We start from the raw sequence: 20,757 nt of genomic DNA on the forward strand, positions 1-20,757 counted from the left end.
TCGGCCCGCTCTGATATTGATCCAATCGCCGGGAAGGCATAAGGACTGCCGGACAGCAATCCGGACAGCGCATGGCACGATCGATCGACATCACAAAGGACAGGCAGCAGGCTATCGAAGCCGGTTGTGCGGTACTTGGCGACGGATTCCCGATCGCAATCCCGACGGAGACCGTCTACGGGCTCGCCGCCGATGCCACCAATCCGGTTGCGATCGCCCATATTTACGAGACCAAGGGCCGCCCGCGCTTCAACCCGCTCATCTGCCACATGGCCGATCTTGCCATGGCCGAAAGACACGCGGAGTTTGACCCCGTTTCGCGCGCGCTGGCCGAAGCCTTCTGGCCCGGCCCGCTCACGCTCGTGCTCCCGCTGAAACCCGAGAGCGCCATTCATTCGCTGGCAACTGCGGGTCTCGATACCGTCGGCATCCGCGTGCCGAAGGGGTTTGCAGGCGAATTGATCCGCGCCTTCGGGCGGCCGCTCGCCGCGCCCAGCGCCAATACGTCGGGCAAGATCAGTGCAACGAGCGCTGCCCATGTCGACGCCGATCTCGGCGAGCGCATCAAGCTGATCCTTGATGCCGGCGCCAGCACCGTCGGTGTCGAGTCCACGATCGTCAAGGTCCAGGGCGGCAAAGTCCGGCTCCTTAGACCAGGCGGGTTGCCGGCCTCCGAGATCGAACGCGTGGCCGGTCAGAAGCTTCTGAGATCTCGGAAGGCGTCTGCTGCCATCGAGGCGCCAGGGATGTTGGCGTCCCACTATGCGCCTGGCGCAAGTGTCCGCTTGGACGCGACGCATGTCGATTCCACCGAGGCATTAATTGCCTTCGGCAAGACCTCCGTTGCCGGCGCCGATGATGCAAAGATCGTGCTCAATCTCAGCCGCGACGGGGATCTTGCCGAGGCAGCGGCCAATCTGTTCGACTATATGAAGAAGGCCGATGCCAGCGGCGCCTCGACGATCGCCTTTTCAGCCATCCCCGACGAAGGACTTGGCGAGGCAATTAACGACCGGCTGCGCCGCGCTGCCGCGCCACGCGAATAGCGAAAAGGACCACGTTTCGATGAGCAGCGTTTCTCCCGAACTTCTCGACCGCTTCGCCGCCATCGTCGGCGAGAAACACGCGCTTCGCAGCGAGGCGGATCTCGCGCCGCATCTCATCGAAAACCGCGGCCTTTACCATGGCTCCTCGCCTCTCCTTCTGAAGCCCGGCTCCGTCGAAGAAGTGTCGGCGATCCTGAAGCTCGCAACCGAGACCGGAACTGCCGTCGTGCCGCAAACGGGCAACACGGGTCTCGTCGGCGGCCAGACGCCGCGCGAGGGCAAGTCCGACATCATAATTTCGCTCGAGCGCATGAACAAGGTTCGGGATGTCGATCCGGTAGCCAACATTCTGGTCGCCGATGGCGGCGCGATCCTCGCAGACGTGCAGATGGCCGCAGAGGCGCACGGCAGGCTATTTCCGTTGTCGCTTGGCTCCGAGGGCTCGTGCCGGATCGGCGGCAATCTCTCGACGAATGCCGGCGGTACCGCCGTGCTTGCCTATGGCAATATGCGCCAGCTCTGCCTCGGCCTCGAGGTCGTGCTGCCCACCGGCGAAATCTGGAACGGACTACGTCGCCTCAAGAAGGACAACACCGGCTACGATCTGCGCGACCTCTTCATCGGCGCTGAAGGCACGCTCGGCATCATAACCGGCGCAGTGCTGAAGCTCTTTCCGCAACCGCTTGGCAAGCAGGTCGCGTTCGCGGGCCTTAACTCGGTCGAGGATGCCCTTGCGTTCTTCAACCTGGCGTCCAGCCTTTGCGGCTCCTCGCTGACGGGCTTTGAGCTGATGCCACGCTTCGGCGTCGAGATTACCGCCCGCAACATCGAGGGCGTGCGCGATCCGCTGGAATCGACGCATCCCTGGTATGTCCTAGTCGATATTTCCACGTCCGATTCGGCCGAGACCGCCGAGCGAATGATGACGGCACTGCTTGAGCAGGGCTTCGAAGCCGGGTTGGTTCAGGACGCGGCGGTCGCCTCTTCGGTCGCGCAACAGAAGGCGCTCTGGCATATGCGCGAAAGCATGTCGGACGCACAGAAGCCGGAAGGCGGATCGATCAAGCATGACGTTTCCGTGCCGGTTTCGGCAATCCCGGCCTTCATGCGCGAGGCCGGCGAAGCGGTGATGGCCGCGATGCCCGGCGCCCGCATCTGCGCCTTCGGCCATATGGGCGACGGCAATATTCACTACAACATTTCCCAGCCGATCGGTGCAGACAAGCAGGCCTTTCTGGCGCGCTGGCGCGAGATGAACCACGTCGTCCATGGCTTCGTGCTGGCGCATGGCGGATCGATTTCGGCCGAGCATGGGATCGGTCAGCTGAAGCGCGATGAACTGGCTTCGATCCGCCCGGCGATCGAAATGGACCTGATGCGCAGGATCAAGCGCGCCTTCGACCCGGCCGGCATCATGAACCCTGGCAAGGTCGTCAGCGTCGATTAGAGGTATTCGAGATCGTCAGCTCGACGTGCCGCCGGTCAGAATCGTCAGTGCGGGCGAATTGCTGGAGCTGTTTTGCAGATCGTACATAGCGGTGAAGCGCTTCATCAGCTTGTCGACTTTCTTCGAATCCTGAAGATCGTCGAGATTCACGAACTTCTTCAGAAGATCGACCTGCTTTTCGACATCCATGCTCGAAATGCCGCTCGGCAGGCTATAGGTGGTCGTGATCACCTGGAACAGCGCCTTGTCCCCGAGGATGGTGTAGAGCGAGGTTATGTCGGGCGCCTTGCGGGCAAAATAGAGAGCAAGGCGAACGCCGTCATTGCTTTCACCCTGCTGCGTTTCGAGGGTCTGCTGGAGATAGCTCTGCTGCGTGCGATCCTCGGCGCCGACGTTCTGGACCGCGCCGATCTTGGCGCGGGTCAGGTCACCCTCGGTATCGAAATTGAAGTCGGCGACGATTTCCTTGAGCTTCGAATCTGCCTTTGTGTTCAGATAGCTCTTCGGATCGGACGGGTCAGACGTGAAGATCTTCCGCAAGGTCTCCTCGTCGTATTTCGTGGGGTCGAGACCGTTCGCCTTCAGCACGAAGCTTGTTAGCTTGTCATTCGTCAGGAAATCGTCGAGCGACTTTACCTCTGCCATGCCCTTGGCGAAATTGTCGACGGCCGTCGTCGCATCCTTCGAGGCCTTGTCCTTGATCGAGCCGTCGCTCATTCCCATGGTGGCACGCGACTTGTAGTTTGTCGCATACTTGGCCATGACGGCAGGAGAGAGAGCCTGCACTTCCGACGTAATCTTGCCGTCGCTGCCGAAATTGAAGGCGCGGACGAGATTCGTGATGCGCTCGTCCTTGAACGAGGCGACATAACTGTTCGGATCATAGGGGTCGCTCTTCAAAAGCTTGCGCAATGTCGAACGCGGCACATCCTGCTCCGTCAGCCCATAGGCGCGCAGCGCCATTTGATAGGGGTCAGGCAGGTCGTCGTTCTTCTTATTCAGATCCGCCGTCGCATTGGAGCGGAGGAAATCATCCACCTTCTTGATGTTGTCGTCGCTCATCCGCTCTTTGTAGTTGGCGACGGCAGCGTCGATGGCCTCTTGCTGTGCATCATCATAACGGACCGCATAGCTGTCGGTCGTGTTCATCTGCTGTTCGGCGCTCTGCGGACCGGAGGCCGCCGCGGCTGATCCGTCCGAGGCGAAGCTGAATGCCTGGTTGACGCTGGTAAAGCCCTGAGCGGAGGCAAAGCTTGGATCAGTCAGAATGCTCTTCAGGTCCGCGTCGCTGGTATCGGCAGGCATCCGATACACCGACTTGATGAGGCTTGTAAGCTTCTGATCCGCGATCAGCTGGTCCACGTTGGAGATGGCGCCTATCTTGCTTTGGAAATAGTCAAGGTTGGCATTGGCGCCGGAATTTGTGGAACGCGCCTGCGCAGTGGTCTGCGCAACGCCTATGTCCGACACCGTGCCATCGGCGAGAAAGTTAAAGGCCGCGGGGACGTTGTCGTAGCCGAGCGTCGAGGCATAGGTCGTGTCCGTGAGCACGCTCTTCAGATCGGCATCGCTCAGCGTCTGCGGCATGCCGTAGGCATCCTTGATGAAGCGCGTCAACCTTGGATCGGCTATCAGATCGTCGACATTCGTAATTGTGACAATCTTGGACTGGTAGTAGCTCGACGCTGCGGACGCCATGTCAGCCATGGCATCGATCTGATCGGAGGTTTGCGCGGTATAGGAGGCAGCGGTGGAATCGATCGTGCCGTCCGCGTTAAAGTTGAACGCGCTGTAGGCTTCACCATAGCCCAACGTATTCGCATAGTTGGAATCGGTCAGCACCAGCTTCAGGGCAGCATTGCTGAGGTCCCCCATGCTGAACGCTGTCTTGATATAGGACGCCAGCCGGCTATCCGCTACTAGGTCGGAGACATTTGTGATCGTTCCGATCTTGGACAGGTAGTAGGCCTTGTTATAGTCGGCGGCCGCCGGCGTCGCGATTGACGGAACAGTCAGATTGTACTGCTCCATTACAGCATTCTTCTGCGCAGTCGTCTGAGCAGCACCACTGACCGTGCCATCGGCGTTGAAATTGAATTGCGCAGCAAGCGCCTTGTATTTGTCGTTGCCGCTGACGTTCACGAAGCTGTTTGGATCGTTGACGTCGCTTGTCAGAACCTGCGTCAGGAAGTCCTTCGAGACGTAGGTCGGGTCAATACCGTAGGCTTTCAGGACATAGGTGCGCACACGACTGTTGCTGACGATGTCGGAAACATCCTGCACTGCGTCGATTGCGTTGCTGTAGTAGTCGGTCTCGGTCGTGGCATTCTTGCTCTCGTCCGCGAAGGACTGTGTGTAGAGACCAATCAGATCGTCTTCCTGGGCGTCGCTCTGCGCATCCGCTGCCGGCGAATTGAAATTGAACGCGGCAGCGAACTCCTTGTATCGCGTATCTGTCAGCTTGTTGGCGAAGCTATCGGCATCGGTGAGATCGCTTTCCAGCACCTTCTTCATGAAGGCCTTGGCGTAAGTCATGTCATCTAGGCCATAGGCCTTCATCGCGTAGCTGTAGAGGCGGTAGTTGCCAAGGAAATCGTCGACGTCTTTGACCTTGTTGATGTTGTCCTTGTAATACTCGGCGTCGCGCTTGACCGTTGCCTGGGCGGCAACCCGATCCAGGCTCTGCTTCATGTTCCCCGACAGTATGTTGTAGGCCATCGAAGCAGAGATCATAACGCGCCCTTTTCCGGCAAAGTCTTCAAAGTATGACAGATTGGTTCTGCGCTATTTTGCGATAAAAAGCTTACCCGAGACTTACCCATCCTGCGTTGCAATATGGCACAGCCGGCGTTCACCCTCCGGAAACCTTGCCGGCTTCGGTTTTGATAACCATCCAGGGAGGCAAAGTTTTCTTAACCGCGATTTTTAAGCTGTCCGGAACAGGCGCCGCCTATTGTCGAGCCATAGAGGGCGAAAAGCCCCGAGGAGAAGACCGGAAACCGGCTCTCAGGTAAGACAAGGGTAGAATGAACATGAACAACACCGTTATGAAGCCCGTATGGGCTGGAACGACACTGCGTCTCGATCCGTCTCGCTTTCCCCAGCAGGTCAGCTACGCCATCCACGACTCCTCAAGTGACGTCAGCATAACGATCGACGAACGTGGCGCTATCCTGCGCAAGGTTCTTCCCTCAAGCGGCCTACCGCTTTCGATCGCACTTCCCAAGCGCGCCTTCAAGGGCGTTGCCGCCCGCGCCATTGACCACGGCAACGGCGAAGTGACCGTAACACTGGAGCTTCACCACGAAGATCCGGAGCTCTGCGTACCGCTGCTGGTCGCTCACGACCTCGCGGATATCGCCGCCGATTGGCGCAGCTGGTCGGAAGCCTTCCGCATTCCGATGCTGATGGTCGAGGCCGACGGCGTCGCACGTCCGCTCGAAGAACATCTCGGCGACCTACGCACCAGCGCCTTGAAGCCGCGGCGCCGCCACTCCTACTTCGCCAATCGCCGCCCGCGCTTCCTCGTGCGCCGCACGACCGGAAAGCTCGGCGTCGCCATGAAGATCGAAGGCAAGGAAATTATCGCCCGCAGCTAAGCGGCGCGCCGTTTCAGATTATCAATGCCCGGCCGCTGTGCCGGGCATTGTCGTTTCCGCCTCAGGGCAGGACGAAAAGAAGAGAAAGAAAGAGGCCGAGGAAAATGATCAGACCAACGCGATTGTTGGACTTGAACAATGCCAGGCACTGATCGCCGTCGCTGATATCCAGCGTTACGATTTGCCAGGCAAACAAGCCGGCAGCAATGAGCAGGCCGAGATAGGCAAACAGGCCGACGCCCGCAACCAGGAAGGCGCAGAAGGCGAGCACGAGCGTCAGGCCATAGAGACCGACGAGCCACTGTTTCGTCTTGTCGCCGAATAGCCGCGCGGTGGAACGAACGCCGATCAGCTCATCGTCTTCCTTGTCCTGATGGGCATAAATCGTGTCGTAACCGATCGTCCAGACCACCGAGGCGACGTAGAGGAGGATCGGCGCCAGCGAAAGGCTGCCAAAGATCGCCGCCCAACCCATCAAAGCGCCCCAGGAAAAGGCAAGGCCGAGGAAGAATTGCGGCCAGTCCGTGAAGCGCTTGGCAAAGGGATAAAGCGCTACGATGGCGAGCGAAACGACGCCGAGGATGACCGAAAACCAGTTAAGCTGCAGAACGACCAGCAGCCCAACCAGCGCCTGCAGGACGATGAACATCTTGGCCTGCGTGCGCGTCACGCGGCCGGATGGCAGCGGCCGCGAGCGGGTGCGGGCCACTTCCATATCGATTTGGTGATCGACGAGATCGTTATAGGTGCACCCTGCCCCCCGCATCGCAACCGCGCCGATGAAATAAAGTACAAGATGGAAAATCAGCTGGCCGCCGGAAAACTGCCCAATATGGGCGGTCGCATTTGCGGCCATCGCTGCCGACCAGAAACAGGGCCACATCAGGAGCTGCCAGCCAATCGGCCGATCCCACCGCGCAAGCTGCGCATAGGGCCAGAGCCATGGAGGCAGGACCCGATAAACCCAATTGTTCGAAGGCGCATCCGCAACGCGCCCGTTTATTCCGCCGATCTGTTGCATGAAGCCATCTAGCGATCGGTCAAGGTGCGGGTCAAGCCATCATGCGGCCGCAGTGCCAAACTCCGCAGAACCGTGCTCCCCTGAAAGGTAAACGCGGGCAACGACAACTGCGGCATAGCTCACACCGAGCGCCTGAAGAAATGCCGCTGCAGCCGAGATCGCGAGCATGACGACATTCGGTTTCCCATCGACCAACAGCAACGGCGAGGTCCCAAACTGAGACGCAACCACGACAAGCAGTATCGACAGGACCGCCGGCAAAATCATCCCGGCAACGAGCCGACCGGACGTTCGGAAAAATCGTGCTGTGCCGCGCCGGAGAGCATCCACAAGCGTTGTCTCGTGACCGGTGATGCTCGAAGTTGGCCAGGTTCCCAAAAGCGACAATACCAGTGGATAGGCGACATACAGAGCGAAAGCGAACCGCAGCACGCTTACAGATACACCTAACTCCGAGGGCAAAAACATGAATATCGGCAGCGAGATGACGAGCGCTCCGATGAGAAGCGCTACCGTCTTGAGAAAGTAAGGAAACGTTCCTCCGAAGCCCGCGCGCTTTCCGACCTCAGCAAACGGCGCGGAGTAAATGACCGCCCCCTGAACACACATCGCGACATAACTCCACATGAAGCTCGTCGCTCCACTGGACGTTTTGCCCGAGAGTTCATCGAATATCGAAAGGGCCATGATACCAATGACGACAACCACGTACATGGACCAGTTTCTGCCGATAATGCTGAATGTCTCGCGTAGTATCCCGCCCTCCCTCGCGCGTCTATACACGCACTCAATCTGAGTCGGGACTGCTCGTCAAAGTCGTATTTCTAGACACCATTCCATCGTCGGATGACCGGCTCCGTCACATCGTGCTCGTAGCCGAGAACGCTGATGCTTGTCGTGTCCAGGATCAAGCGCGCGCCATTAGCCGGCGGTAGTCCGAGCCAGCGCGCGCCGAGCACGCGCAGGAAATGCGAGCTCGAGAAGATCAGGATGGGGGCATTGGCCTGCCGCAGTCCCGAGATGATCCGATCTGCCCGTGCACCGACATCGCCTGCCGCCTCGCCGCTCGGACACCCATCGCGAAACAGCTGCCAGCCGGGTCGGCTTGCATGGATTTCCTTGGTCGTGATGCCCTCGTAGGCGCCGTAGTCCCACTCGGCCAGATCGTCCTTGACGATCGCGCCGGCGCCAAAGCCGGAGAGTTCGCAGGTGTTGCGGGCACGCTGCGACGGGCTGGACCACACGGCGGCAAAGCTCTTGCCCGCAAGGCGCGGACCGAGCTGGCGCGCCGCTTCCTCGCCGTTTGCCGTCAGAGGAATATCGCTGCGGCCGGTATGTCTTCCGGAAAGGCTCCATTCCGTTTCGCCGTGCCGGACGAGATAGATCTCGGGAAACGCACTGCTCATATGTCGGTCTCTTTCCAAGAAAGAAAAGGCGCGGTTGGTGCCGCGCCTTCCCGGTTGATCACAGTATAACCTTTTCGAGCGGCGGGCGCGTCGCCTCGAACTCCTTCAGCTTCGCCTCATTCTCCGCAATGTAGTTGCGGTTGTCAGGCGTGGAAAACTGGTTCTTGGAAATCTGGATCTGCATGACGAAGAGTTCGTCCCAGCGGAAGCCGATTTCCGAACCGGCCAGATAGAACTCCCACATGCGGAAGAAGCGCTCATCGTACAGGGCGACGGCTTCCGCCTTGTGGGCGACGAAACGCTCGCGCCAATGGCGGAGCGTTTGGGCGTAGTGAAGCGGCAGCACTTCAACATCGCGCACCAGAAGACCGGCCTTCTCGATCACGGGGATCGTCTCTCCGATCGAGGGAATGTAGCCTTGCGGAAAGATATACTTCTCGATGAAGGCGTTGGTCGCGAAGCTTGGCTTCGGTCGGGCAATGGAATGCAGCAGCATGACGCCGTCATCGGCCAGCAACTCGTGCACTTTCTTGAAGTACTTGTCGAAGTTGCCGATGCCGACATGCTCGAACATGCCGACCGAGACGATGCGATCGAACTTCTGACCGGTCATCGTCCGGTAGTCCTGCAGATCGAAGCGGACACGGTCGGCAAGACCGCGCTGTTTCGAACGCTCGCGCGAGATCTTCAATTGCTCTTCACTAAGCGTGATGCCGGTGACATGAAGGCCGGGCGCGGCTTCGGCCAGATACATACCCATGCCGCCCCAGCCGGAGCCGATCTCAAGCACGCGCTGGTTCGGTTCTAGCAGGAGCTTGGCGGCGATGTGGCGCTTCTTGGCAACCTGTGCCTCCTCCAGGCTGATGCCCGGTGGGTTGTAGTAGGCGCAGGAATACTGCCAATCCTCGTCGAGGAAGAGTTCGAACAGCCTTTCGGACAGATCGTAGTGGTGCGCCACGTTGCGTTTGTTGCGATTGACCGGCAGACGGCTTTTCAACTGTTGAAGAGCGATGCGGCTGATCAGGAGGGCCGCCATCGGGATATCGAAGATTTCGTTGGTGGTGTTCTGTTTCACCATCTCCAGGAAATCGTAGATGCTGCCGCGTTCAAGAATGAACCGGCCCTCCATGTACATTTCGCCGAGCTTTAGGGTGGGGTCGCGGCGGATCAACTTCTCCGCCTCCTCGTCGGCAACGCGAACAACAACCAGATCACCAGTGCCGTCGCCAACTATATGCGTCTCGCCATTGGCGAGAGTGAGCTTCAGATTACCCTTGCGGATGAGTTTTTTGACGATCGATAAGAAAGCCGACGCCATGAACAAGGCCTCGCAATGTGACAGGATAGTCAGATCAACTTAGTATCTCTCATCCGCCTTACAAGCGCCATAATTCGCACCCCGGCGACATGACCTCCGAAGTGTGACATTTTTGCAAATATTACTGCTAAGCGCTTATTTTCGCTTCATGGCCTCGGCCAGTGCAGCTCCAAAGGCACCTTGGCTCTCCGGTTTTGCCGGGGCTGAGCGTCGGTCGTTCTGACCGCGAACCGGCTGATTTCCACGCGACTCGCCACGCGGCGCCGAAGGTTGAGAACCGTCGTCCTTTCTCATCGACAGACCGATGCGCTTGCGCTTCGCATCGACCTCCACGACGCGAACCTTCACGACATCGCCAGCTTTCGCAACTTCGTGAGGATCTTTGACGAAGCGATCGGCGAGCTGGGAAACGTGAACCAATCCGTCCTGATGGACGCCTATGTCGACAAAAGCGCCAAAGGCCGCAACGTTGGTAACCGTGCCTTCCAGCATCATGCCGGGCTTGAGATCCGAGATCTCGTGGACGCCTTCGGCGAAGGTCGCGGTCTTGAAGCTCGGGCGCGGGTCGCGGCCGGGCTTTTCCAACTCGGCGAGAATGTCCTTCACCGTCGGCAGACCGAATTTCTCGTCGATGAACTGCCGCGGATCGACGGCTTTCAGCACCGCGCTGTCGCCCATCAGCGAGCGAAGGTCGCGGCCGCAAGCAGCGACGATCTTCTTGGCGACGCCATAGGCTTCCGGGTGGACCGAGGAGGCGTCGAGCGGCTCCTTGCCATCACGAATGCGCAAGAAGCCGGCGCATTGCTCGAAGGTGCGCTGGCCGAGGCGCGCGACCTTCAGGAGATCGCGGCGCGTCTCGAAGCGGCCTTCGCTGTCGCGGTGCTTGACGATCGCGTCGGCAATCGAGGTACCCAGGCCCGAGACGCGCGACAGCAGCGGCGCGGAGGCAGTGTTGAGATCGACGCCGACGGCATTCACCGCATCTTCGACAACGGCGTCGAGCGAGCGCGACAGCTTTTGTTGGTCGACGTCGTGCTGATACTGGCCGACACCGATCGATTTCGGCTCGATCTTGACGAGCTCCGCCAGTGGATCCTGCAGGCGCCGGGCGATGGAGACGGCACCGCGCAACGAGACGTCGAGGTTGGGGAACTCCAACGCTGCCGTTTCCGAGGCGGAATAGACCGAGGCACCGGCTTCCGAGACGATCACCTTGGTCGGTTTGGCACCCGGCAGCTCGGCGAGCATGTCGGCCACCAGCTTCTCGGTCTCGCGGCTCCCGGTCCCGTTGCCAATCGAGATCAGCTCGACATTGTGCTTGCGGATCAGGGAAGCGAGTTCCAACTGCGCGCCGCGCACGTCGTTTCTCGGCTGAAACGGATAGACGGTGGACGTCGCAACCACCTTGCCGGTCGCATCGGTGACAGCGACCTTGACGCCAGTGCGGATGCCTGGATCGAGGCCCATCGTCGGGCGCGAACCGGCGGGTGCTGCCAGCAGCAGATCCTTGAGGTTGCGGGCGAAGACGTGGATCGCCTCTTCTTCGGCGCGCTCGCGAAGCTCGCGCATCAAGTCGAGCGACAGCGACATGGAGAGCTTGACGCGCCAGGTCCAGCTCGCCACCTCCATCAGCCAGCGGTCGCCGGGGCGGCTCGCTGCGATCTCGTAGGCGGTCGCGATCATGCGCTCGACCGGCTTATTGGGCGAGGCGGCTTCGACATCGGCCTCGATCGTCAGTGTCAGCACTTCCTCGTTCCAGCCGCGCAGCATGGCGAGCGCGCGATGGCCGGGGACAGTGGCCCAGCGTTCGGAATGGTCGAAATAGTCCGAGAACTTCTCGCCTGTCGCCTGCTTGCCGTCCACCACCTTGGCCTTCAGCAAAGCCGCACTGCGCATATGGGCACGCAGCTTGCCGAGGAGGTCCGCATTTTCGGCGATGCCTTCAGCGACGATATCACGCGCGCCTTCGAGTGCCGTCTTCACATCGGGCACATCGGCTGTGATGTAGCCTTCCGCCAGCGTGGCAGGCTCCTTTGAGCGGTCTGCAAGGATTGCTTCCGCCAGCGGCCCGAGGCCACGCTCGCGGGCGATCTCTGCACGGGTGCGGCGCTTTGGCTTATAAGGGAGATAGAGATCTTCCAGCTCGGCCTTGGTGGCGGCACCGGTGATCTTGCGGAGCAGTTCCTCGGTCATCTTGCCCTGGCCGGTGATGGATTCGACGATGGTGTCGCGGCGCGCTTCCAGTTCGCGCAGATAGACCAGCCGCTCCGCCAGATTGCGCAGCTGCGTATCGTCCAACCCGCCCGTCACTTCCTTGCGGTAGCGCGCAATGAAGGGCACGGTCGCGCCCTCGTCGAGCAGCTCGATCGCTGCCTTTGCCTGGTCCGGCCGGGCATTGATTTCGGACGAGATGACAGCGGCGAGCGAGCGGAGATCAGCGGCCATGAGAATTCCTACGTTTTACAAAAGTTGCGGGACCATAGCGGCGAAAAACGACAAGGCAATGCCCGACGTCCCTATCCACAGCAACATAGCACGGCTGGCAGCCGTTTTTGCGGTTGTGCAGATGCGGCATTCTTTGCTAGCAGAGGCGACCGTTTTTAGCCCCGCCTTTGTGGCGCCTTCCCCAGAGAAGGCAAGGAAAGTGACATGCCAGATCTGCTCCTAGAACTCCGCTCCGAAGAGATCCCGGCCCGCCTGCAGCGCAAGGCTGCCGGCGACCTGAAGAAGCTCGTGACCGATGCGCTTGTCGAGGCAGGACTTTCCTACGAGGGTGTGCGCGAATACTGGACACCGCGCCGGCTAACGCTCGACATCCGCGGCCTGACGGCGCGCTCCGCCGATGTGCGCGAAGAGAAGAAGGGGCCCCGCACAGACGCCAACGAGAAGGCGATCGAAGGCTTCCTGCGCGGCGCCGGCCTTTCCTCCATTTCCGAGGCGCAGGTTCAGAGCGATCCGAAGAAGGGCGACTTCTACATCGCCGTTATCTCCAAGCCAGGCCGCGCCGCCGAAGAGATTATCAGCGATGTCATGCCTGGGATCATCCGCGATTTCCCCTGGCCGAAGCCGATGCGCTGGGGCGCGGCCTCTGCTCAGCCCGGCTCGCTGCGCTGGGTCCGTCCGTTGCAGTCGATTATCTGCACCTTCGGCACAGAGCACGAGGAAACGGCCGTCGTTCCGTTTTCAATCGACGGCATCGTTGCCTCAAACGTGACCTATGGTCATCGCTTCCATGCGCCTGAGGCCATCACCGTCAAGCGCTTCGACGACTACGTCGCCAATCTCGAAAAGGCGAAAGTCATTCTCGACGCCGATCGCCGCAAGGACATCATCCTGCACGATGCCCGCGACATCGCCTTTGCGAGCGGCCTGGAACTGGTCGAGGACGAGGGGCTGCTGGAAGAGGTCTCCGGCCTCGTCGAGTGGCCGCTGGTGCTGATGGGAAGCTTCGAGGAAGATTACCTCTCGATCCCGGCCGATATCATCCGGCTCACCATCAAGACGAACCAGAAGTGCTTCGTGACGCGCCCAGTCGGCGGCGACACGCTTTCCAGCAAGTTCATCCTCGTTTCGAACATCCAGGCGAGCGACGGCGGCAAGGAGATCATCCACGGCAACGGCAAGGTCGTACGCGCTCGCCTTTCCGACGCGCTGCACTTCTGGAAGCGCGACCAGGGCGATCTGCCGGATCTGGAAACGCTGGAGGCTTCGGCCGCAAAGTTCAACCTCGACCTTTCCAAGCCGCTCGACCAGCGCATGGCCAAGCTCGACGCGCTCAACGTGACGTTCCATGCCAAGCTTGGAACGCAGGGCGCGCGCGTGGAGCGCATTCGCGCACTGGCGGCCAAGCTCGTGATGCAGATCGGCGCCGACTACAAGCTGGTCGACCGGGCAGCAGTGCTTGCCAAGGCGGATCTTCGCACTGAGGCGGTTGGCGAGTTTCCGGAACTGCAGGGCCTGATGGGCCGCCGCTATGCGGCACTCCAGGGCGAGGATGCATCGGTGGCAACAGCGATTGAGGACCACTGGAAGCCGATGGGTCCAACCGACCGCGTTCCGGAGGACAAGGTTGCGATCACTGTCGCGCTCGCCGACAAGCTCGACACGCTGACCGGCTTCTGGGCCATCGACGAGAAGCCGACGGGCTCGAAGGATCCCTTCGCGCTTCGTCGCGCAGCGCTCGGCGTTATCCGCATCCTGCTCGAGCGCAAGGTCCGCATTCCGCTGCTGACGCCGATTGCGTCGCATATCGCGCGGATTGATAGCGATCTCGGCGTGACGAAAGCTGCAAGTACGACGCTCCAAGACGGGGACGACCTTGTCTCACTTGGTGTTGCTGAAAGCGAATCGTCACGCGAACTCGACCTCCTCTCCTTCTTCCATGACCGCCTGAAGGTCTACCTTCGCGATCAGGGCGCGCGCTATGACCTCATCGATGCCGTGGTTACGCTCGAGGCCGACGATCTCTTGATGATTGCCCGTCGCGTCGAGGCGCTGACCGCCTTCATCACGTCGGAGGACGGCAAGAACCTTCTGGTCGGCACCAAGCGCGCCACGCAGATTCTGGCCGCCGAGGAGAAGAAGGGCACGGTGATCGCCGACGGCGTTTCGGAAAACCTGTTCCGGCTCGCCGCTGAGAAGGAGCTCTTCGCCGCGATCAACAAGGCCTCGGCCGAGGCTTCGGCAGCCGTGGACAAGGAAGACTTCCGCTCGGCCATGGAAGCGCTCTCCAGGCTGCGCGCGCCGGTCGACCGCTTCTTCGACGACGTGCTTGTTAACGACGAGGACGCCGCCATTCGCGCCAACCGATTGGCGCTCCTGCGTCTGATCCGCGAGGCAACCGGTACGGTCGCCGACTTCTCGAAAATCTCGGGCTAAGGCGCGCCCGCGCATCTGATGTGACGTGCGGATGGCACCTTAAGATCCGGCGTCATTTGCAGAATTTCCTCCTTGTTCAGATTCTGAACCAAGGATGGAATTCTGCCCGCGTCAGCTCATCACCCCGAGAGTGGCGGCAGCGAGAACGTCGTAACGAACGGTCTTCGCGATAGTCACGAGCAGCAGGAACATCGGGAACGGTTCGCGCAAAACACCGGCAACGATGGTGATGGGATCGCCGATGATCGGCATCCAGCTCAGAAGCAGAGACCACTTGCCATAGCGGTGATACCAGCGCTGCGCTTTGTCGAGCGCAGGCTGGCTGACCGGAAACCAGCGCTTGTCGCGAAATCGTTCGATGCCGACGCCGAGCAGCCAGTTGACGGTCGAGCCGAGAACGTTGCCTGTTGTCGCCACCACGATCAGCGCGAGGACCGGATACTGCCCGGTGAGGACGAGGCCGACGAGGCCGGCTTCCGACTGCATCGGGAAGATCGTTGCTGCCGCAAAAGCCACCAGGAAAAGGCCGGAATAGACCGCAAGATCGGTCATGCCCTGTCCGCGCGAATCCTTCGCTGCACCCTTTTCCCCTTCCTCACGTTCGATGGCGGACTGGAACTATCACGTCCTTGGGGTTATTCCAAAGCCATGGAGAAGATTCTCGTCAGTGCCTGCCTCATGGGCCATCCCGTCCGCTATGACGGCAAATCGAAGCCGCTCGCTCACCCTGCGATAGCGCAGTGGATCGAGGAAGGCAGGCTGGTAACCATCTGTCCCGAGATGTCTGCCGGAATGCCGGTGCCGCGCCCGCCGGCCGAAATCGACGGTGGGGCTGCGGGCGAGGATGTGCTTGCCGGCAACGCCCGCGTCGTCGAGATCACCGGTGGCAATGTGACGGACGAGTTCAGGCAGGCCGCCGAGAACGCCCTGGCGATCGCGACCCAGACCGGCTGCCGCTATGCGCTGCTGATCGACGGCAGCCCTTCTTGTGGCTCGGGCTTCGTCTATGACGGCACGTTCTCCGGGCACAGGCTCGCAGGGAATGGCGTGACAGCGGCGCTCCTGAAGCAGGCCGGCATTGGCGTCTACTCTGATCGCGATATCGAGGCGCTTATCGCGCGGCTCGCTGCGGACGAGGCAACGACGGGCGACTGAAAGACCCGATAGCTCCCCTTACGCAAAACGGCCGCCGAATCGCTCCGACGGCCGTTTTCTCGTTTGGTCCTTGACTTCAGGCGGCGCGGCGAACCTGCGCGGCATAATCGTTGCCGCCGCCGACACGGAAGCCGCGGATCAGGTTGAGGAGCTCGTCTGTATCGTTGGCGAGCGACTCAGCCGATGCAGTAGTCTCCTCCGCCATCGCGGCGTTCTGCTGGGTCGCGGCATCGAGCTGGTTCATCGAGGACGAGATCGAACGCAATGTCGTATCCTGCTCGGAGGCGCTATGGGCGATCTTGGCGACGATCTCGTTGGCGGCCTTGATCTGGTCGGAGATGCGCTTCAGTGCCTCACCGGCTTCGCCGACCAGGCGGACGCCGTGATCGACCTGACCGGACGAACGGGCGATCTGATCCTTGATCTCCTTGGCCGCGGCGGCCGAGCGCTGTGCCAGTTCGCGAACTTCCTGAGCGACGACCGCAAAGCCCTTGCCGGATTCGCCGGCGCGTGCAGCTTCGACGCCAGCGTTCAGCGCCAGCAGGTTCGTCTGGAAGGCGATTTCGTCGATGACGCCGATAATCTTGCCGATTTCGGCAGACGACTTTTCGATGCCGCTCATCGCTTCGATCGCTTCGGAGACCACCGCATCGCTGCGGCTCGCTTCCGTGCTGACGGCATGAACGCGCTTGCTGGCTTCATGGGCGCCGTCAGCGGTCTGGCGGACTGCGACGGTCAACTCGTCGAGCGCTGCCGAAGTCTCCTCCAGGCTCGCGGCCTGGCGTTCGGTGCGCTGCGACAGATCGTTGGAGGCACGGCGGATCTCTTCCTTGCTGACGGCGATGTCGCCGCCCTTGGCGCTCACTTTGGCCATCGCGACTTCGAGATGCCCGAGCGCATCGTTGAAGTTCTCGCGGAGGGCAGCGTACTTCTGGCCGAGATCGGCGCAACGGACCGTCAGGTCGCCATGGGCAATCTGCTCCAGCGCCTGACCGATGGTCGAGACGACGTGGTTCTGGGCGACCGCTTCCTCGCGCTGCAAGCGCTGACTGCTTTCGCGCTCGCCGTCGAGGGCCATCTGCTGGGCGGCCTCGCGCTCGGACATGGCGTGGCGCTCCCTGACCTTCTGCTGCAGAGACTGCGTCGCCTTGGCCATCATGCCGACTTCGTTGTTCATGTCGGTGTGCGGGATTTTGATCGAGACGTCCTCATCAGCCACCGATTGCAGGGCATTGTGAACGTCCTTCAAGGGGTTTGAAATGCCGCGGATGACCAGGTAGGCAGCCACAATGGCGACGAAGAGTAGGACGATGCTGCTAGCCAATGCGGCCAGGATCGTGTCATCGACTTGGGCATCGAGATCATCCATGTAGACGCCGGTGACGACGACGACCTTCCAGGGGTCGAAGGCCAATGCATATGCCGTCTTGCGAAAATCTCCGGCCGGCTGGCCGGGCTTCGCTGTGGAGTAGTATTCGACGAGACCGCCGCCCTGCTGCCCAAGCTTGACCAGTTCTTCGCGATAGAGCTTGCCTTTGCTGTCCGGCTGCCCCTTGTTGAACTGCCCAACCTTCGAGGCATCGTAGTGGAACATCATCTGGATGTCGTAGCTATAGCCGAAGAAGTAACCATCGGGGTCGTATTTCATGCCGTTGAGCGTAGCGTAGGCCTGCTTCTGGGCCTCTTCCTGGGTCATTGCGCCGGCGGTCACCTTCGCCTGGTACTGCTTGAGAACGGAGACCGCGGACTGAACCTCAGAACGCAGCATATCATAGCGTTCCTTATAGATCGCATTGACCGAGGAGCGAACCTGGATGGTGATTCCGATTGCAAACGCTACCATCAGGCCAACGACCAGCAAAATAAGCTGTCTGGAAATCTTCAAATTCTTCATCATGCCTCGCAACAGAGCTCGGTTGGGATATCCGGCGCGGTTTCCTACCGCGTATACGAGGGCTGATTGGCCACCCCCTCTTACTGCTGCGAAATTGACATGCGGCTACCGGTCGGCGCTAAAAATGGTCAGTTTATTCTAAGGAATGCTTAACCAGTCTCTACATGTTTCCATGATGATGAAATCGGGAAGTTTGTGAACAAATACAAACAGAAAAATGCGCCCCTATACGTTGGAGTTAGAGTGAAGGAATTGCCAATTTCCAAGTGATGATGGCCCGAAGGATAGCGGAAATTTCGCGTCAGTTGCGCGTCCGCAGGTTGAAACGCACACGCCAGAGCATGTTCTCCAGTTTTCCGCTGGCGGTCGTTAAGCTATATTTCCGGCATGGTTGAGGCTTTGCATGCCTTCGGTGAATTTGTTCTCGATCCCGGCTGCCGCCTGCTGCGGAACGGGCGCGCCGTCGCGCTCGGCCAACGTGGCATCGCCCTTCTTGAAGCGTTGCTTGAAGCCCGTGGGAGCATTGTTTCCAAGGATGTGTTGATGGAGCGTGTCTGGCCCGGAATTGCCGTCGAGGAGAGCAACCTGACCGTGCAGGTCGCGGCGTTGCGCAAGGCGCTTGGCCCTGCACCCGACGGACAGGAATGGATCGCTACGGTGCCGCGCGTCGGCTACCGTTTCATCCGGACGAATGCGGAGGCGAAAGCCGCTGCGACCGCCCCAGAATTGCGGCCGACACTCGCTGTCCTCCCCTTCAGCAATCTCAGCGGCGATCCAAGGCAGGACTATTTTGCCGATGGGATCGTCGATGACATCATTGCGGCACTAAGCCGGTTCCGAAGCTTTGCCGTGGTCGCCCGGGACTGCTCTTTTGCCTACAAGGGCAGTGCAATGGATGTGCGCAAGATCGCCGCCGAACTCGGCGTCGGCTACGTGCTCGAAGGCAGCATCCGACAATCCGGCAATCGGCTGCGTATCGTGGCTGAGCTTGTCGAGCGCCAGAGCAGCACGCACATATGGGCGCAGACTTTCGATGGTACTCTGGACGAGATATTCGACTTTCAGGATCGCATCACCGACAGCGTCGCAATGCTGATCGAACCACTGATCCAAACGGCCGAGATCGAGCGATCACGGCGCGAACGGCCCGGAAGCGTGGCCACCTACGACATCTACCTGCAGGCCCTGGCCAAGATCTCGACCGAAATCGAAGGCGACAATGCGGCCGCCTATGCCCTTCTCATGCAGGGGCTCGCCGCCGAGCCCAACAATGCGCAGCTGCTTGCCCATGCGACATGGGCGCTCGAGCATCGCTACACGATGGGCTGGCCAGCGCTCACCGAGGACGATGTGCAGGCATGTGGCGCACTGGCGCGGCGGGCTCTGGAGCACGGCGCCGGCGATGCCATGGTCATGGCCCATTGCGGCGTCGCCTTGATGCAGACGGTGAAGGATTACGATTGGGGTCTCGCGGTTCTGCAAGCGGCGGCCGAATCCAATCCCAACAATCCGATGGCCGTCGTAAGGGCGGGCGTCGGACATCTTCATTGCGGCAATGTCAGCGATGCGCTCAGCCACTTCCACAGGGCCAACCGCCTGACGCCTGGCGACCGAGGCGCGCACTTCTCACTCTGCGGCATCGCTCACGCCCATATCGTCCTCGGTGAGTACGACCAGGCCCTGGCCTGGGCTTCAAGAGCGCTAGCCAGCAATGCGAATTTCGAGCCAACTCTATGGGTGCTCATTGCTGCGAGCGCGCATCTCGGGCGCATGGAGGAAGCCCAGCGGCACGTCGCGGCCTTGAAACGACGGACGCCTGATATCACGATTGAACGCATCCGCGCCGGTCAAGCGGGCAAATATCCGGATCGCATCGCTGCCGTCCTTGACGGGCTGAGAATAGCGGGTGTCCCGGAACGCTAGGGGCCTGATCCTAGTTTCGGATCGTTTCGGAACTTTTCCTTGAGCGTTTCAGGACCGGAATGGCTCATCCGGCAGAGACTGCTTCCCACAGCAAAACTGCAAGTGGGTGACGGCCATGATAACGACGCTGACCATCCTTTCCCTCGATCAGGGACGTATCTACTCCCCTCCGCCTGAGCCAGTTCCAGAACAGACGGCTATCGAAGGCGAGGTTGGAGCATCCGCCGTTGCGGAGGCGCAGGGCACTCAGCACTATCTGCGGCGGGTGAACGTTTCGACAGGATTGCAGGCCCTTGCGCATCTGCTTGCGCCGACCTTTGGAGGCACACCAGCCGGCAAGGCCCATTAGAGACGAAAAATGCGTCCCCGCTTCTCTCAGGGACGCATTTTATCCCCCGCGAGGGGTGGACCCGGTCGACCGAAACTTTGGTCAGGCTGGGGCAGGGAACTGGAGATCAGAACCGAAGTTCAAACTTGGAAACGTCGAGCGGGGCCGTTTGTTCCTTCGGCGCATCTGCCACGCCTGCCGCGATCGGCTTGACGTCGCCACCGATGACCGCAGCCGTCGTCGAGGCGCGGTCGATGTTGTCTGACGGCTGTGTAGCGGCCGTCATGGACACGGCCGGAGCCTTGGTTACGAAAACGACGGGTGACCCGCCCATCCAGCCTTCGGTGCGATAGAGCTTCTTCTCGCCGTTCACGTCGCGAATCTCAGAGGATTGCAGCGAGCCGGGTGTGAGGGTCGGGACGGTGTAGTCCTTCTTGCGCTCGACAGATTCGAGCGGCGGGCAACTTTGGCAGCTTTCCTGGCTGATGCTCCCGCCATTGGTGCGCGTGTCCTTGCCGACCACCTCGATCGAAGAGGCGCAGGCGGAACCCGCGGCAAACACAGCTATCGCAGCAAAGAAGACCTGACGCATGGAACACTCCGTCTCACGTTGAGAAGAGACTAGCGCGCCTTTGTTTCCATCCCGTCAGGGGAAAGGGTAAAAATTTAGGGAACTGACCCGATTTCGCGTTTTGCTCACGCCTTTTCGCGCTGTTCGGTAGCAAATGCCGCCTGTGACCGC

General features: G+C 60.5%; 16 protein-coding genes. 7 read left to right on the forward strand and 9 right to left on the reverse strand.

Annotated features, from left to right (window positions below; genetic code table 11):
• Positions 1 to 71 precede the first annotated feature (71 nt).
• Both FHX09_RS09305 and FHX09_RS09310 read left to right on the forward strand, forming a co-directional pair.
• The gene (locus tag FHX09_RS09305; RefSeq protein WP_132588446.1) at positions 72 to 1,046 is read left to right on the forward strand and encodes an L-threonylcarbamoyladenylate synthase; all 975 of its coding nucleotides are present in this window, start codon (positions 72 to 74) and stop codon (positions 1,044 to 1,046) included.
• Positions 1,047 to 1,065: 19 nt separating this feature from the next.
• A complete protein-coding gene (locus FHX09_RS09310) occupies positions 1,066 to 2,493 on the forward strand; it encodes an FAD-binding oxidoreductase (protein ID WP_183718932.1) in 1,428 nt (475 codons plus the stop codon).
• A 15-nt stretch (positions 2,494 to 2,508) separates the two neighbouring features.
• On the opposite strand, the gene FHX09_RS09315 is transcribed toward FHX09_RS09310, so the two are convergent.
• Complete coding sequence (locus FHX09_RS09315) at positions 2,509 to 5,226, reverse strand: DUF1217 domain-containing protein (protein ID WP_132588444.1); 2,718 nt, start codon at positions 5,224 to 5,226, stop codon at positions 2,509 to 2,511.
• 299 nt (positions 5,227 to 5,525) lie between these two features.
• On the opposite strand from FHX09_RS09315, the gene FHX09_RS09320 reads away from it, so the two are divergent.
• Positions 5,526 to 6,092 carry a DUF6101 family protein gene (locus tag FHX09_RS09320; protein WP_037082805.1) on the forward strand — a complete coding sequence of 189 codons (567 nt, stop codon included), beginning with the start codon at positions 5,526 to 5,528 and terminating at the stop codon, positions 6,090 to 6,092.
• A 61-nt stretch (positions 6,093 to 6,153) separates the two neighbouring features.
• Here the strand turns inward: FHX09_RS09320 and ubiA are convergent, their stop codons facing one another.
• The 5 genes from ubiA to FHX09_RS09345 form a co-directional block, all read right to left on the reverse strand.
• Complete coding sequence (gene ubiA / locus FHX09_RS09325; RefSeq protein ID WP_132588443.1) at positions 6,154 to 7,113, reverse strand: 4-hydroxybenzoate octaprenyltransferase; 960 nt, start codon at positions 7,111 to 7,113, stop codon at positions 6,154 to 6,156.
• A 39-nt stretch (positions 7,114 to 7,152) separates the two neighbouring features.
• Complete coding sequence (locus tag FHX09_RS09330) at positions 7,153 to 7,827, reverse strand: hypothetical protein (RefSeq protein WP_210301529.1); 675 nt, start codon at positions 7,825 to 7,827, stop codon at positions 7,153 to 7,155.
• 110 nt (positions 7,828 to 7,937) lie between these two features.
• Positions 7,938 to 8,519, reverse strand: coding sequence for a histidine phosphatase family protein (locus tag FHX09_RS09335; protein ID WP_007793271.1), 582 nt, complete (start codon positions 8,517 to 8,519; stop codon positions 7,938 to 7,940).
• A 58-nt stretch (positions 8,520 to 8,577) separates the two neighbouring features.
• Entirely contained in the window at positions 8,578 to 9,837 is a 1,260-nt protein-coding gene (locus FHX09_RS09340; RefSeq protein WP_132588442.1) for a cyclopropane-fatty-acyl-phospholipid synthase family protein, read from the reverse strand.
• A gap of 135 nt (positions 9,838 to 9,972) precedes the next feature.
• The gene (locus FHX09_RS09345) at positions 9,973 to 12,282 is read right to left on the reverse strand and encodes a Tex family protein (RefSeq protein WP_132588441.1); all 2,310 of its coding nucleotides are present in this window, start codon (positions 12,280 to 12,282) and stop codon (positions 9,973 to 9,975) included.
• Positions 12,283 to 12,486: 204 nt separating this feature from the next.
• Between FHX09_RS09345 and glyS the strand changes: the two genes are divergently transcribed.
• On the forward strand, positions 12,487 to 14,715 hold the full coding sequence (gene glyS, locus FHX09_RS09350; protein WP_184449813.1) for a glycine--tRNA ligase subunit beta: 2,229 nt from the start codon (positions 12,487 to 12,489) through the stop codon (positions 14,713 to 14,715).
• A 111-nt stretch (positions 14,716 to 14,826) separates the two neighbouring features.
• Here glyS and FHX09_RS09355 read toward each other — a convergent pair whose 3' ends face one another.
• A complete protein-coding gene (locus FHX09_RS09355; RefSeq protein ID WP_184449815.1) occupies positions 14,827 to 15,267 on the reverse strand; it encodes a YqaA family protein in 441 nt (146 codons plus the stop codon).
• Between the two features lie 96 nt (positions 15,268 to 15,363).
• On the opposite strand from FHX09_RS09355, the gene FHX09_RS09360 reads away from it, so the two are divergent.
• Entirely contained in the window at positions 15,364 to 15,870 is a 507-nt protein-coding gene (locus FHX09_RS09360) for a DUF523 domain-containing protein (RefSeq protein WP_132588438.1), read from the forward strand.
• A gap of 76 nt (positions 15,871 to 15,946) precedes the next feature.
• Here the strand turns inward: FHX09_RS09360 and FHX09_RS09365 are convergent, their stop codons facing one another.
• The gene (locus FHX09_RS09365; RefSeq protein ID WP_184449817.1) at positions 15,947 to 17,764 is read right to left on the reverse strand and encodes a methyl-accepting chemotaxis protein; all 1,818 of its coding nucleotides are present in this window, start codon (positions 17,762 to 17,764) and stop codon (positions 15,947 to 15,949) included.
• Positions 17,765 to 18,151: 387 nt separating this feature from the next.
• Here FHX09_RS09365 and FHX09_RS09370 point away from each other — a divergent pair, with 387 nt between their 5' ends.
• Both FHX09_RS09370 and FHX09_RS09375 read left to right on the forward strand, forming a co-directional pair.
• The gene (locus tag FHX09_RS09370) at positions 18,152 to 19,687 is read left to right on the forward strand and encodes a winged helix-turn-helix domain-containing protein (RefSeq protein WP_132588437.1); all 1,536 of its coding nucleotides are present in this window, start codon (positions 18,152 to 18,154) and stop codon (positions 19,685 to 19,687) included.
• Between the two features lie 115 nt (positions 19,688 to 19,802).
• Positions 19,803 to 20,036 carry a hypothetical protein gene (locus FHX09_RS09375; protein ID WP_132588436.1) on the forward strand — a complete coding sequence of 78 codons (234 nt, stop codon included), beginning with the start codon at positions 19,803 to 19,805 and terminating at the stop codon, positions 20,034 to 20,036.
• A gap of 106 nt (positions 20,037 to 20,142) precedes the next feature.
• Here FHX09_RS09375 and FHX09_RS09380 read toward each other — a convergent pair whose 3' ends face one another.
• On the reverse strand, positions 20,143 to 20,607 hold the full coding sequence (locus tag FHX09_RS09380) for a plant virulence effector HPE1-like domain-containing protein (RefSeq protein WP_184449819.1): 465 nt from the start codon (positions 20,605 to 20,607) through the stop codon (positions 20,143 to 20,145).
• Positions 20,608 to 20,757: the final 150 nt, after the last annotated feature.

It is taken from the genome of Rhizobium sp. BK538, assembly GCF_014197575.1.
Lineage (GTDB): Bacteria > Pseudomonadota > Alphaproteobacteria > Rhizobiales > Rhizobiaceae > Rhizobium.